9 protein-coding genes are annotated in these 13,317 nt (G+C 62.2%); 5 read left to right on the top strand and 4 right to left on the bottom strand.

Annotation, left to right across the window (positions count from 1 at the left end; translation table 11 throughout):
- Positions 1-95: 95 nt before the first annotated feature.
- Positions 96-2,585: a penicillin-binding protein 1A gene (locus AC11W3_RS12350; protein WP_484089072.1), complete on the bottom strand. Its 2,490-nt coding sequence runs from the start codon at positions 2,583-2,585 to the stop codon at positions 96-98.
- Positions 2,586-3,156: 571 nt separating this feature from the next.
- Here AC11W3_RS12350 and AC11W3_RS12355 point away from each other — a divergent pair.
- The gene (locus tag AC11W3_RS12355; protein WP_484089073.1) at positions 3,157-4,863 is read left to right on the top strand and encodes a DUF4388 domain-containing protein; all 1,707 of its coding nucleotides are present in this window, start codon (positions 3,157-3,159) and stop codon (positions 4,861-4,863) included.
- A gap of 61 nt (positions 4,864-4,924) precedes the next feature.
- Positions 4,925-5,995, top strand: coding sequence for a type IV pilus twitching motility protein PilT (locus tag AC11W3_RS12360; RefSeq protein ID WP_484089099.1), 1,071 nt, complete (start codon positions 4,925-4,927; stop codon positions 5,993-5,995).
- Positions 5,996-6,211: 216 nt separating this feature from the next.
- On the opposite strand, the gene AC11W3_RS12365 is transcribed toward AC11W3_RS12360, so the two are convergent.
- Positions 6,212-6,883 carry a YceH family protein gene (locus AC11W3_RS12365; RefSeq protein WP_484089074.1) on the bottom strand — a complete coding sequence of 224 codons (672 nt, stop codon included), beginning with the start codon at positions 6,881-6,883 and terminating at the stop codon, positions 6,212-6,214.
- Positions 6,884-7,122: 239 nt separating this feature from the next.
- Here AC11W3_RS12365 and AC11W3_RS12370 point away from each other — a divergent pair, with 239 nt between their 5' ends.
- Positions 7,123-7,848 carry a lytic transglycosylase domain-containing protein gene (locus AC11W3_RS12370; RefSeq protein WP_484089075.1) on the top strand — a complete coding sequence of 242 codons (726 nt, stop codon included), beginning with the start codon at positions 7,123-7,125 and terminating at the stop codon, positions 7,846-7,848.
- 4 nt (positions 7,849-7,852) lie between these two features.
- Here AC11W3_RS12370 and AC11W3_RS12375 read toward each other — a convergent pair whose 3' ends face one another.
- A complete protein-coding gene (locus tag AC11W3_RS12375; protein ID WP_484093102.1) occupies positions 7,853-9,016 on the bottom strand; it encodes a LysM peptidoglycan-binding domain-containing protein in 1,164 nt (387 codons plus the stop codon).
- A 45-nt stretch (positions 9,017-9,061) separates the two neighbouring features.
- A complete protein-coding gene (locus AC11W3_RS12380; RefSeq protein WP_484093103.1) occupies positions 9,062-11,368 on the bottom strand; it encodes a hypothetical protein in 2,307 nt (768 codons plus the stop codon).
- Positions 11,369-11,774: 406 nt separating this feature from the next.
- On the opposite strand from AC11W3_RS12380, the gene AC11W3_RS12385 reads away from it, so the two are divergent.
- Positions 11,775-12,461, top strand: coding sequence for a hypothetical protein (locus tag AC11W3_RS12385; protein ID WP_484089078.1), 687 nt, complete (start codon positions 11,775-11,777; stop codon positions 12,459-12,461).
- A complete protein-coding gene (locus tag AC11W3_RS12390; RefSeq protein ID WP_484089079.1) occupies positions 12,458-13,243 on the top strand; it encodes a hypothetical protein in 786 nt (261 codons plus the stop codon). Before AC11W3_RS12385 ends, AC11W3_RS12390 begins: the two co-directional genes overlap by 4 nt.
- Positions 13,244-13,317: the final 74 nt, after the last annotated feature.

The raw sequence follows: 13,317 nt of genomic DNA on the forward strand, positions 1-13,317 counted from the left end.
TCCGGGACCTTCGCCGCTCCAGGGATTCACCGGTTCACTCCCCGCCAAAACCCGACAGGAGCGCGAGAGCCGTGAATACCAATGATAACGCCAGGTTATTGCGTCACCGGCTGCTCCGCCGGCGGCTCCGGGTCGTAGCTGGTCGGCTCGCTGCCGCTAATGAAGCATTCCTGGACCGCACCGGGGCTCCCCTCCCTCGCCAGCCGCCCGGTGCGCGGGTCGATCAGGGCGAAGGTGATATTGGACGGGGCGGGGAAGCTCTTGACCGGAACGCCGGCCAGGGCCCGCTGCATGAATTCCGTCCAGATCGGTGCCGCCGCCTGGCCACCGGAGCCGCCGGCGCCGAGGCTTCGCTCCTGGTCGTAGCCGACCCAAACCCCCGCGACCAGCTGTGGCACGTAGCCCACGAACCAGGCGTCCTTCATGTCGTTGGTGGTTCCGGTCTTGCCGGCCACCGGGCGTCCAAGTGCGCGGGCGCGTCCTCCGGTACCGCTGGAGACGACGCTCTGCATCAGGTTGGTCATGAGGTAGGCGGTCTCGGGGGAGATCACCGGGACCGCCCCGGGCCCCTGCGCCCCGACCGGGGTTCCCGCAGCGTGGGCGCCCTGCTGCCCGTCGACAGGGTTGGTCTCCTCGCCATCACTCTCCCCATCGCCCTCGGCGGCGGTGGACATCTTGGCGAAGACCGGCATCTGCACCTTCGGCTCGACCATCTCCTCCAGCACCTTGCCGTCGCGGTCCAGGACCTTGGTGACGAAGTACGGTGTGGTGCGGTAGCCGCCGGAAGCGAAGACGGCATAGGCGCTGGTCAGTTCCAGGGGAGTGAGGCTCGAGGAGCCGAGGGCCAGGGTGAGGTTGGCCGCCAGCGGTGAAGTGATGCCCAGCTTCTTGGCGTACTCGATGGCCGAGGAGACCCCGATCCTCTCGAGGATTTTGACGCTGACCACGTTGATGGAGTTGGTGAGGGCCTCGCGCATGGTGACCGGGCCGCGGTAGACATTGTCGTAGTTCTTCGGCTTCCACCCCTTGTCGTTACCGCTGTCGTATTCGACCTGCGAATCGTCGATCACGGTGGCCGGGGTCAGGCCGTTGTCGAGGGCGGCGGCATAGATGACCGGCTTGAAGGCCGAGCCGGGGTTCCTCTTGGCCTGCATGGCGCGGTTGAACTGGCTCTTTTTGAAGTCGTAGCCCCCCACCATGGCCCGCACCGCGCCGCTCATCGGGTCGATGGCGACCAGCGCAGCCTGCGTCTCGGGTACCTGGTCGAGCGCGAAGAGCGCTCCGGCGCGGTTCACATCGGGTTCCTTGACCTGCAGCTCCAGCACCGCCCCGAGACCGATGGCCTTCTTCGCCTGGGGTTTCCCCCAGCTGTTGACGAGTTCGAGCTTGCCGGCCCAGGCCATCTCCTTCTTCGGTACGGTACCGCTTCGGTCCCCCACCCGCACCAGGAGTTCCTGCTTGGCCTCGTTCACCCCGGTGACGACCCCCTGGTAGGTGGAGCCCTGCTTGAGGGAGAGGTAGTCGATGCCGTCCTCGACCTTGCGGCAGAAGGCTTCCACCTCCTGCTGGTCGAGGTACTTGGCGGCGCCGCGGAAGCCCTGACGCTTGTCCAGCGCCTTCAGGCCGTTGACCACGCTGTCGTAGGCCCCCTTCTGCATCTCGGCATTCATGGTGGTGTAGATCTTGAGGCCGTCCTTGTACAGCCGCTCCTCGCCGTACTTCTCCTCAAGCTGCTGCCTGACCTGCTCCAGAAAGTAGGCCGACTGGTCCGCGTTGACCCTCTTCAGCGGGTGGATCACGATCGGAGTGGCCTTGGCGTAATCCGCCTCGGCCTGGGTGATGTAGCCTTCCTTGACCATCCTTTCCAGCACGTAACTTTGCCGCTCCTTGGCCCGGTCCAGATGCTTGATGGGCGAGTAGGAGTTGGGAGCCTTGGGCAGGCCCGCCAGGATGGCGATTTCGGCCAGGTTCAGCTTGTCGACGTCCTTGCCGAAGTAGGTCTCGGCCGCCAGCTGGACACCGTAGGCCCCGGCGCCGAGATAGATCTGGTTCAAGTAGATGTAGAGGATCTCGTCCTTGGAGAGCCGCTCCTCCATCCTCTTGGCCAGGATGGCCTCCTTGATCTTGCGGGAGAATTTCTTCTCCGGGGTGAGGAGCATCGACTTGGCCACCTGCTGGGTGATGGTCGAGGCCCCTTCCTTCTTGCGCATCGAGATGACATTCTTGACCGCGGCCCTGGCTATGCCCAGGTAATCGATCCCCTTGTGCTGGTAGAAGTTGGAATCCTCGGCCGAGACGAAGGCCTGGATCAGCCGTTTCGGTATCTTGTCCACCGGAACGACGGTGCGCCGCTCGATGTAGAACTCGCCGACCAGGCTTCCGTCCTCCCCGTAGACCTGGGAGAGGATCGGTGGGCGGTAGTCGGCCAGGCGGTCCACCTTGGGGAGGGTCCCGACCATGTAGAAGATGTAGCCGACAAAGGCCAGCAGCGCGATGGTCGCACACCCGGCAAAGGCTGCCAGTATGGTCTTGCCCGCCGGTCGCTTCTTTTTCAACCTGCGCGGCTGTGCCTTGTAGATCTCCATATTTAAAACTTCTCCGTGACCCGGCTCCCCTGGGGCGGAGGAACCAAGTGTCCTTGCCGTAACGGGGGGAGCGGGCAGGCTTGTTCAGTCGCAACGCTCGTAGGATACTCCAAATGGCAGAGTATCCCATATTACTAAATGAATTCAAGGCTAATGTGTAGACAGGACCGGCGATGGAGCCCCGGTCGGCTCCTAAGCGCGACAAATGGTTAAAGTTTTGGCTACCGGCACCGAAGGATTGGCGGGTCGGCGAAACCCTTTAATTAGAAAGGCGATTGCAGATGAGGAAGCCTCCCGTGCCGGCGACGGCTGCCCCGCCTTTCCCTGGCGGCAACCGCGCCGGCCGCGGAGTTCCAGCCGAAGCGACCACCTTCTCACCGATACCGTGAGGGGGAGAGGGGCACCCTGCCGGGAATCCGGCGCCCCCCTCCCCCCTTCCTACTTCATCCTAATCCTCTAACGATTCTCGTTTACTTAGGCTCACCCGCGTGCTAAAATCCCGCGCTGACTGGGGTTTCGTTTACAAAGCCGTGGAGTCTCAGGCACCCAAGAAGGAGAAAAGGTATCTCACATGTCCTTTGACGGCGATTTACAAATCCTCCCCATCGTCGATATCATCCAACTGCTGCACGCCACCGGCAAATCCGGGACCCTCTCGTTGAGAAGCATCAAGGGGGAGAGCCAGCTCGTCTTCAGCGGCGGCTACATCGTCAGCGCCAACCACGTCAACAACAGCGTCCGCATCGGTCAGGTCTTGATGGACATGGGAGCGATCTCCCCCGACGACCTCGAGCAGGCCCTGCGCGATCAGCACAAGGCCGGGTCGCTGCGAAAACCGATCATCCAGACCCTGGTCGAGGCGGGGAAGTTAAATGCCGACTCAGCCTACCAGGGGCTGGAGGTCCTGATCGAGATGACCATCGTGGAGATCCTCTCCTGGACCAAGGGGACCTTCTCCCTGGACGTCGACAGGATCTCCGTCTCCGACGAATACCGCTACTTCCCCGAGCAGCTCAAGAAGGAAATGCAGCTCAATACCCAGAGCGTGCTGATGGACGCGCTGCGGATCTACGACGAGCGCAAGCGCGACGGCCACGAAGGCTCGGTCTTCGGCAACGGCCCGGAGACCGAGAGCTCCGACGCCGAGATCTCCGCCTCAGATCTGGGTCTGGACGAGCTGGATGCCATCGAGCGAAAGATCCCCCAAGCCTTCTCGGGGCTAAGCGAGGTCGAGCCGGAGACGCCGGCGAAAAGGCTGCAACTCCTCCTTGCCGGCATCCCGCCCGAGGAGCAGCAGCGGCTGGTCCGCTACCTGGAGGGCCTCAACGATCGCCCCCAGCTGCAGGGAGACGGCTGCGGGGTCATCCTCTATTCCGGCGACAAGATAATCCGGGAATGCGTGGCTGCGGTTTGCGGCCCGAGCTTTCTCTGCGCGACCACCGAGGTCAGCGGGCTCGACGCCATCATCGACCAGTTTCACTCCAAGGGGCGAAACCCTATGCTGCTGGTGGACCCCGGCGAGCCCAACGACAAAGGGGGCGCCCGCGACGAAATCCTCCCCTTCCTGCAACAGAAACGGGAGAAGGACCGCGATCTTCCCATCATCCTTTTTGCCTGCCCCTGGGATTTCGAGCTCAGCACCCGTGCCTTCCAGGCCGGAGTCAGGGCGGTCCTCCCCAGAGCGAGCCGCGCCGAGCGCAAGACATCTTTCATTTCCGACATCATAGAATCGTCGCGGGCCCTCGACAGCTACCTCCAGAACATGCGGGTCGAGGCGGGGGAAGGGCTCCTGCTGCGCTTCAAGGAGCAGGTGTCCGCGCTGTCGGACCGCCGGGAGCCTTCCGAAGTCACCTACTCGCTCCTCCAGTCCGTCGCCACCTTCTTTCAACGGGCGGTGACCCTGGTACTGCTGCGCTCCGAGCTGATGGCGGAGAGGGGGATCGGCATCAGCGGCCCGGGGGAGACCTCGTCGATCAAGCAGCGCTTCGCTGTGTCGGGATCATCACTGTTGCAAAAGGCCCTCGATGGAGAAAGCTATTACGGCGAGGCCGATGCCGCCATACGGGAATCGATCAAGGGACTGGTTGGAGAACCGGCAAGTCCGAGGATCATGCTATTGCCGGTGAAGAGTTTCGGGCGGGTCATTGCCATTATCTATGCCGACTTCGGTGCCCGTGCCGGCGGTACTCCGCAGCTTGAACTGCTGGAGATCCTGGCGCAGCATGCCGGCATGGTGATCGACAACGCCCTGTATCGCAAGAGGTGCGCGCAGAAGTAGAGCCTGTCGGGGATTGGAAGACATCGTTTAAACGAAAAGAAGGAAAGGGGCAGTCATGGCGATTGATGCGAAGGTATTCGTCCAGATTCTGGAAATTGCATTCAACAAGAAGGTCTCCGACGTTCATTTCGAAGTCGACAACCCTCCCTTCTTCCGGGGGAAGGGGCAGATCATCCGCTCCAAGCTTCCGAACCTCTCCGCGGAGGACACCGAGTTCATCGCCACACAGATCATGGCTCACAACAACCGCCGCTGGGAGGCGGACCAGAAGGAATACGACACCTCCTTTTCACTGCCGAGCGGGGCCCGCTTCAGGGTCAGCATCTTCCGGCAGCGCGGCGCCTTCGGCATCATCATGCGCGTGATCCCCGCCCACATCGGCACCTTCGAGGAACTCCGCCTCCCGCCGGTGCTGGGGGAGATCGTCAAGGTCCCGAACGGCCTGATCCTGGTCACCGGCCCGACAGGTAACGGCAAGTCGACCACCCTGGCCTCCATGCTCCGCTACATCAACGAGAGCTTCAGCTACAACTGCATCACCATCGAAGATCCGATCGAGTTCCTCTTCACCTCGCAGAAGAGCTGCGTCATCCAGCGCGAGGTCGGGATCGACACGGACAGCTTCAGCTCCGCGCTAAAGGCCGCCCTGCGCATGGACCCTGACCTCATCATGGTCGGGGAGATGCGCGACAAGGACACCATCGAGGCCTGCCTGATGGCTGCCGAGACCGGGCACCTGGTGCTCTCCACGCTGCACACCCAGGGAGCCGTCTCCACCATCAACCGCATCATCGGCCACTTCCCGCCGGAGGCGCAGGAGATCGTACGCCACCGGCTGGCGGAGATCCTGGTGGCGACCGTCTCCATCCGGCTGGTGATGAACAAGACCGGGGAATTCATTCTGCCGGTCCTGGAGATCATGCGGGGAACCACGACCATTCAGAGTTGCATCAGGGAAGGGAGGCTGGACGAGATCGAGAACCACATGGAGAACAGCCGCAGCCAGTACCAGATGCAGACCCTCGACCAGCACCTGATCCAGCTGCACGAGCAGGACCTGATCACCATCGAGGAGGCCAAGAGGCTCTCCCACTCCATGGACCTCGAGCGGAAGCTGATGTTTACTAACTAGGGACTAGGGACTAGGGACTGGGGGCTGGGGGCTGGGGATTAGTGGCTGGTGGCTGAGCAAGAGAGTCTGATTTGCCTCTGGTTCGCGCCCGGAGGGCGCTCCTACATCAAATCCGTGAGCTCCCGTAGGAGCGCCCTCCGGGCGCGAACCAGATGCCGCGCCTATCGTCCCCGCCTTGTCAAAGGCCCGACAGGCGGGATTCGCTTCTTGATCTTTTCACGTTAAGGCCGACAGCAGTTCCTCGACCTCCTGCCGCAGCAGCGCGATCTCCTCACGGAGCGAGACAACGCCGGCTTCCAGCCGTCCCAGCCGATCCACGGCACGCCCCTGCACAGCGCGCTGCGGTTGTCGATCCTCTTCGTCCGCAGCGGCTTCTTCCTCCGCCGTGATCTCCGGCAGACCGGCAAGGACCTGCGCGAACCGCTGTTCCTTGCGCCCCGGCTGGCGGGGGAGCCTCACTACCAGCGGCGGCCCGGCCTGCCCAAGCTCGCCCAGAGCCGCCTCGACCGCGGCGAGGTCCCCAAGGTCCACCATCCGCTCCGCGCGTATTCTCAGCTCTCCCGCCGTCTGCGGCCCGCGCAACATCAGTTCGGCCAGGAGCGCCCGCGCCGCAGGAGCGAGTCCAAGTTTTTCGGCGACAGAATGGCAGTACCTGGCGACCCTGCCGCCGATCGTGGTCATCCGCGCCAGACCTCGATTCCCCAACGCCTGCAGGGCGCTCTGCACGTCGGCTTCCGTCAGGGACATGACCGGATCTCTGTTCGATTTCTGATTGCAGGCGCTGACCAGGGCATTCAGGCTCAAGGGATAGTTCTCGGGGGTGGAGAGCTCCTTCTCCATCAGGGCCCCCAGGACCCTGATCTCCAGCTCGCTCAGATTCATTCGCATATACTGCTCCTTGCTCCCACGTGCCAAAAGGCTGGTTTACAACCGGCTGATTCACTCACTTTGTGGCACTTCCCCGCCCCCCCACTGATCCTCCTCCACGACCGGCGGAGTGCAAGGAGTGAGGACGGGCATGACTTTAGCTGGTGACATACCGGGTCGATAAAGGTATCATTTGACGGAATTGTGCCCGCTCCCAGAGTCCCCTCCGATTCAGGAGGGATTTTAGAGAGGTTTGCTACATGGTTAAAATAAGGACCGTCTTCCTCGCCATCACGCTGGTCGCAGCCGTCGCCACCAATGCCTTCCCGTTCTGTTTCGAGGAGGCTGGCGCCGAATACGGCATCAACCCGCAGATCCTCCGCGCCATTGCCAAGGTCGAATCGAACTTCAACCCCCGCGCCATCAACAAGAACAGCAACGGCACCTATGACTTTGGTCTGATGCAGATCAATTCGAGCTGGGCCTCGACCATCGGCAAGAAGCGCTGGAACAACCTCGGCGACGCCTGCTTCAACGCCAAGACCGGCGCCTGGATCCTTGCCCAGTGCATGAACAAGTACGGCTACACCTGGAAAGCGATCGGTTGCTACAACAGCCAGACCCCCCAGAAACGCGACCTGTACGCCAAGCGGGTCTTCGACCAGTTGCAGCGCGTCAGGCCTCTGGAGCAGGAGGCGGCCTACACGCCACTGAAGGACAACGTGGAGGAGTTGGTCAAGGAAAAGGTCGATTCCTGGGTACAGGATGCGGCGCAAGGCAAGAAAGCTGAATTCGTGGCCAAGGGAAAACCGTACGTCCCGGTACCGAAGGAAGTTCTCCAAGAGCCCCCTTCTCTCAACGATGCCTCCCTGCAAAGCACCCTTCCGGGAGTCTTTGTCCCGCCGGCAGCAAGCAGTATGGGCGGGACCGAACCTGAAGCGGAACAGACCCAGGCCGAAGAACGTACCTCCGGGGTCATGCCCTGATTCGTCACCTCGCGCTGCACCCCGCACCCATTACCCACTTCTGATTGCGATCCGCCGGCTGGCTGGTGATGATCACCCGCCGGCCGCCGGCATCGTCCTGCTGGACCAGAAATCCCGGCAGTTCCTTCCCCCCCTGCAGAGCGTGCTTCCCAAAATCCGGAGCCACCCCCATCATCGTGAGGAGTTTTTCGCCCACAGACTTGAAATCTTCCTCCGCCCCCAGCCTGAGCACCTTGTAGCCGGCATCTTCCAATAATCTCATCAAAGTATAGCTGTAAGCATCCCCTTCACCTACGCTGACGATATAGCGCCCGCCCTTGTACTCAAAGTAGCGGTCGACCCTGATGCTGAAGGGGATGGAGGCGGAATGCTCGGATTGGACGATGCGGTTCCTGCACCAGGTTACGGAAAGGGCGTTGAGGATGGAATCCACGATGGCCCCGGGATCTTTCTGGGGAATCGAGCAGACCCAGATAGGCGCGGTGGGGATCGGCGAGGGTGCGGCGGCCTTGACCGAACTCTCCTTAGCTGGCGCGGGTGCAGCCGGTGCAGCCGGTGCCGCGGGAGGCGGGACGGGCGCGACCGGAGTGGCAGGTGGCGGAGCGACAGGTGGCGGAGCGACAGGTGGCGGAGCGACAGGTGCCATGGGCTCCCCTTTCTCCTCCAGCAGCGCGGCGCCCTCGTGCGTCACCGCAGGCACCGCCCGTTCAGCCTTGTGTGGTCTCCCTTCCCTTTTCGAAACTCTGGCCGTGTGCTCATGTTCCTTGCATGGGATGAGGAGCTTCCTTCCTACCTGGAGGTTTCTGATGTTCGAAATGTCGTTGATGCGGATGATCTCTGGAACGAGGCGCTCGGCCCGCTCCTCCGACATGCCGAACTTCCCGATCAGGATCTTGAAGATATAGTCACCGGGCTTGACGGTGTAGGTGACATAGTCGCCCTTGTGGTGAGGGGCCTCGTGCTCCTCATGACGGGGGGCTTGCTTCTTCTGTTTTTGAACCTTCTGTTTTTGAACCTTCTGCGTTTCCGCCTTCGCCGGGGGTGCCGGCTTTTGACGGTCGAGGTCCTTGAGATCGATGGCGAATGAGGGTTGTTCGGCACGGACTACGGTAGGAGCTGCGAGAAGAGCCAGAAAGGAAAGGGTGACGCCTTGGTTCAACCTGATCATCAAATACCTCATTCCAATGGTTTTCGCTGCTTCACATCCAGCACGTCACGGATAGTAGATGACGAGGCCTTTCATGCTTTGATCGGTCCTCTTCCGGTAGATCATGAGGCGGATGCCATCCTTCGCCACTCCCTGCTCGACAAGGTACCCGCCTTTCGTGGCAGTGGACTGGATCTGGTAGCTGTCGATCCCTCCGAACTCCCGTAAAGCCCTCTGATAAATCTCATCGGGGATCGGCTGCCCCTTCAGGGAGATAACCTGCAAGGCGCGGAAGACGTCGCCCTCTCTGAAGAGCTTGTACTCGGCTCTTGCCCCAACGTACCGTTGCCAGCCTGGATGCCTTTTTCCATAAGCCGGGTCCAGTGTCGTCCCAACCAGAAAGGGAGGAATGGCCCTTAGTCCCGGTTTAACCGGAGCTTTGGCAGCGACTTGCGGCGCCGGTTTTGCCGCCTGACCGACCGGAGTCCTTGCCGCCGATGCAGCGGGTTTCGAAGGGACGGGTGGCGCTACCTTCGGCGTCGTAGTTGCGGCTGCCGGTGCGCGAGCAGGCGTCGGTGCGTGTGCAGCCGGTGCCACTGCCCTTACCGGAACCGAAGCCGCAGGCTTCGCGGGAACAGGTGCCGCAGGTTTCACCGGAGCCGGTGCTGCAGGTTTCACCGGAAGAGGTGCCGCAGTTCTGGCAGGAGCCGGTGGCGTTGCCGCTTTCGGGGCAGTTGGCGGTGCCACTGCTTTAGCTGGAGCGGGCGTCGCCGGTATCGGCGCAGTCCGGCCGGTGGTTCCCGCCGGCGGCGCTGGACGGGCCGGCGCCGCTGGTGCTGCCGGTCGTACCTGGGCCGGTGGTGCCGCAGCCGGAGCAGGGACTCTGGCCGGGGCAGGTGCGCCCGGCGTGGCAGCCGGTGCCCTCGAAGGAACCGGCACAGGTGCCACCGTGGTCCCAGGCTGTGCTTTACCCGCGACAGGCGCAGGACGGGGGGCCTCTTTCTGCGCCCCTACCGGTGCCTCCTTATTCTGGCCCTGCCCATGATAAAAGAAGAGCAAGTAAACGACGGGGATAAGCACCAGCGCCGACACCACCGGAAGGACCCAATGAGGGGGCTTCGCCTTTCTCAGCAGTACCGCATCTTCCAGCGGTTCCGGCGCCCCATCTAACCTCTCATCGGGAACCGGTCCGTCGACAGGCTCCACCAGCGAGACTCCATGCCCTTCCCCAGGTTGCGATACCCCACCCCGCTGTGGCTCGATCACCACCTCGACTTGAACGTCTGCAGCTGCGGCAGGGCCCTGTCTGGCTGCGGTCCTTTTCATGACATCCGCAAATGACACGGAGGGTGTCTCGGTTTCCGGTGCAGGAGCAGCAGGGGGCAGAACTTCATCAAGCTCCCTTCCATGTTCCGGCGCCGGCAAATCTGCAGGCTGGTCCTCCGTAATCCACTGCTGCACCGGTACAAACGGCGGTTTTTCAACCGGAGGTCCCTGGACCGGCACTCCCTCTGCGGGCGGTTCCACTACCGGTCCCCGCGGATGTATAGCATCGGCCGCCTTTGCCGGCGTCGGCTGGGTTACCTCTGATACGGAAGGGGGCCCTACGTCACGAGGCGCCGCGGATCTTTCCGCCCTTTTCTCAGCTGGGACCGCAGCACCCTCCGGTTTCGCCGTGCGGGCCTTTCGGGGTGAGGCAGCCTTCCCTCTGGAGACTTTCTCCTGCACCGAAGGACTCGGAGTAGTGACTTCTTCGATCGGCACCTCGGCCGGCGGCCTTTCCGAAATCGCCCTCGGCACCGGCACTTCGACCTGTACCCCTGCCGCTGGAGGCTCGGGCAGGACCACTTCTTCAGCTGCCTTCGCGGTTCCTCCCGCTGCAGCCCTGGCCAGCTCAACCGGTACCTGGACCGGGACCTTTGCCTTGGTAGTACGCCTCTTCGCAGCCGGGGCAGCCTGGGCAGCCTGGGCTGCCGGGGCGAGCTCGACAGCCTTGGCAGCCTTTTTACGCCCGGTGGGACGGGAGGCGATCAGCATGTTCCTCACCCCGTCACAAAGCGTCTGGTCATCCAATGTCAGCTCAAGGAGAGGCTTCCCCTGCTTTCTGGCCGCAACCGCGTCGTCATCGTCAATAGCCAGCAGAACTACCTTGGCGACGGCCGGAATGCCCTTGAGACGACCCAACACGAGATCGCTGGAAAAACCGGAGATGCGGCTTTGGGCGAAGATAAATTCGGGGGGGAAGTCGTCCAGCCTGAGATCGCCCTGGGACAGGCTGGCGGCGGAACGGAGCTCGAGGACGCCGTCCTTTTCCAGGTCCAGGAAGACCCGCTGTACCCGCTCGATATCTGTTATTAACAGAACGCGCGTCATGAAGCCCTTAGAACTGTTGGTGGCATTTTAGGGGACGGAAAAGCAATAATCAATAGGATTCGGCGTGACGATAACTTTCTATCAGCAGCTGCGTCCGACGCTGTAAATACATTGATGTTGCGGGGTTCCTTGCACGGAGGGCAACTTGTGTGCTAAATTGCACCGATTGTTCATCAGGCAGCAAGTATATCTCGTTATCGTGACATATCATCTCCGCCGCTCAATTTCGATGACCTCGCGCCGACCCAGTGCCCCGAGGTTTGTGGCGGGAGTAGAGATAGAGGAGACAGATTGACAGTCAGCACAGCCGGCGAGCTGTGACAGTGCCGCCAGTGACACCCTGACTTCCGCGGGAAAGAGATCCTTTTCCCCGAAGATTGAGTCGCTGGAAGACGCGGGGTGACGCATGACAGCTGCCTTGAAGCTCTTACTGGTTTCTCTCTTCGTCCTGGTCGCCCAGGGATGCGCCACCACGTTCATCCCGGTAAGTTGGGGGCTGGGTGACAAGGTCCGGCAGTTGTCCCGCTCGGACCATACGCTCATGACCCTCTTCGACCGGTACGACCCCAAACGCGAAACGCTGCGAGTCAGCGGACAGTCGTTCGACCAGGTCATGCTGCCGAGCCAGGTAAAAAATCACCTCGGGGCATACCGGCCGGATACCAGGCAGATCTATCGGAATCTCTATCACGACTACAACGATTTGGAGTTGCGGGACCTGCTGGTGCATGAACTGGCGCACCACATCTGGTTCAGTTTCATGAACCAGCAGCAACAGCACGAGTGGCGCGCTCACTTGGCGGACAACCCCAGCCCCCTGCAGTTCATGGTCCGCAGCTCCTATCCCCGCCCTGGCGACTGGGACAGCGAGGACTTCGCCTTCACCGTGGAATACGCCCGGCCCTGCGACATTCTGCAGCTCGCCAGGCTCAACCTGATCACCGCCGACGAATGCAACATCATCCTGCGGGAACTCCCCGCGGTCCGTCACGGCATTGCACCGCCGCATAATCACCCCGCCCCGGCTGCGCCCACCCAACTGTCGCGGGCCGGCCTGCAGGTCACGGATACTGGAACCGAGCGAACGAAATGAACCTATTGGACCGTCTCGACAAGAAACTGGGCCGTTACGCCATCCCGAACCTGACCATCTACCTGATCGCCGGGCAGTCCCTGTTCTACGTGATGTACCTGACCGGAAAGCTCGATCGCGGCGCCACCTATCTGTCGGGTGAGCGCCTGCTGGCGGGCGAATGGTGGTGCATCTTCACCCTGCCTTTCGACCCGCCCCGCCAGAGCCTGATCTTCACCCTCTTTGCCTGGTATTTCTTCTACATGGTGGGCTCGACCCTCGAAGCCCACTGGGGGGCATTCCGCTACAATGCCTATCTCTTCCTTGGGTTTATCCTGACCATCGCCGCCTCGCTGCTGGTGCCCGGGATGGCGGTGTCGAACGGCTTCCTGGGAGGATCACTCTTCCTCGCCTTCGCCACGCTCTTCCCGGAGTACCAGATCCTGCTCTTCTTCGTAGTGCCGGTGCGGATGAAATGGCTCGGTATCGCCACCGGGCTGTGGTTTGGCTACCTCTTCGCCTTCGGGGGCTGGGCCACGCGGGTCACCGTCCTGGCCGCCATCGCCAATTACCTGGTATTCTTCGCCACAGACATCGTGCTTAACGTCAGGTACGGCCGGAGGCAGTTCCTGAAGAAGGCCGCCGGCGCGGTCAGCCGTGATTCGGGCCCGACCCATCGCTGCACCGTCTGCGGCATCACCGACAAGACTCACCCCCAGATGGACTTCCGTTACTGCCCCCAATGCGCCGGGCAGCACGGCTACTGCAGGGAGCACATCTTCGGGCACGAACATGTGAAGTAGAAATTCCCCCTCTCCCTCCGGGAGAAGGTCGGGGTGAGGGAACCAGCCCCGGTGGAGCATTTACCTGCCCCCCC

This window comes from Geomonas sp., assembly GCF_056994735.1.

Coding starts and splice junctions, on each gene's coding strand:
- AC11W3_RS12375 (WP_484093102.1), bottom strand. CDS start 9,016: ATGATCAGGTTGAACCAAGGCGTCACCCTTTCCTTTCTGGCTCTTCTC.
- AC11W3_RS12355 (WP_484089073.1), top strand. CDS start 3,157: ATGTCCTTTGACGGCGATTTACAAATCCTCCCCATCGTCGATATCATC.
- AC11W3_RS12350 (WP_484089072.1), bottom strand. CDS start 2,585: ATGGAGATCTACAAGGCACAGCCGCGCAGGTTGAAAAAGAAGCGACCG.
- AC11W3_RS12380 (WP_484093103.1), bottom strand. CDS start 11,368: ATGACGCGCGTTCTGTTAATAACAGATATCGAGCGGGTACAGCGGGTC.
- AC11W3_RS12365 (WP_484089074.1), bottom strand. CDS start 6,883: ATGCGAATGAATCTGAGCGAGCTGGAGATCAGGGTCCTGGGGGCCCTG.
- AC11W3_RS12385 (WP_484089078.1), top strand. CDS start 11,775: ATGACAGCTGCCTTGAAGCTCTTACTGGTTTCTCTCTTCGTCCTGGTC.
- AC11W3_RS12370 (WP_484089075.1), top strand. CDS start 7,123: ATGGTTAAAATAAGGACCGTCTTCCTCGCCATCACGCTGGTCGCAGCC.
- AC11W3_RS12390 (WP_484089079.1), top strand. CDS start 12,458: ATGAACCTATTGGACCGTCTCGACAAGAAACTGGGCCGTTACGCCATC.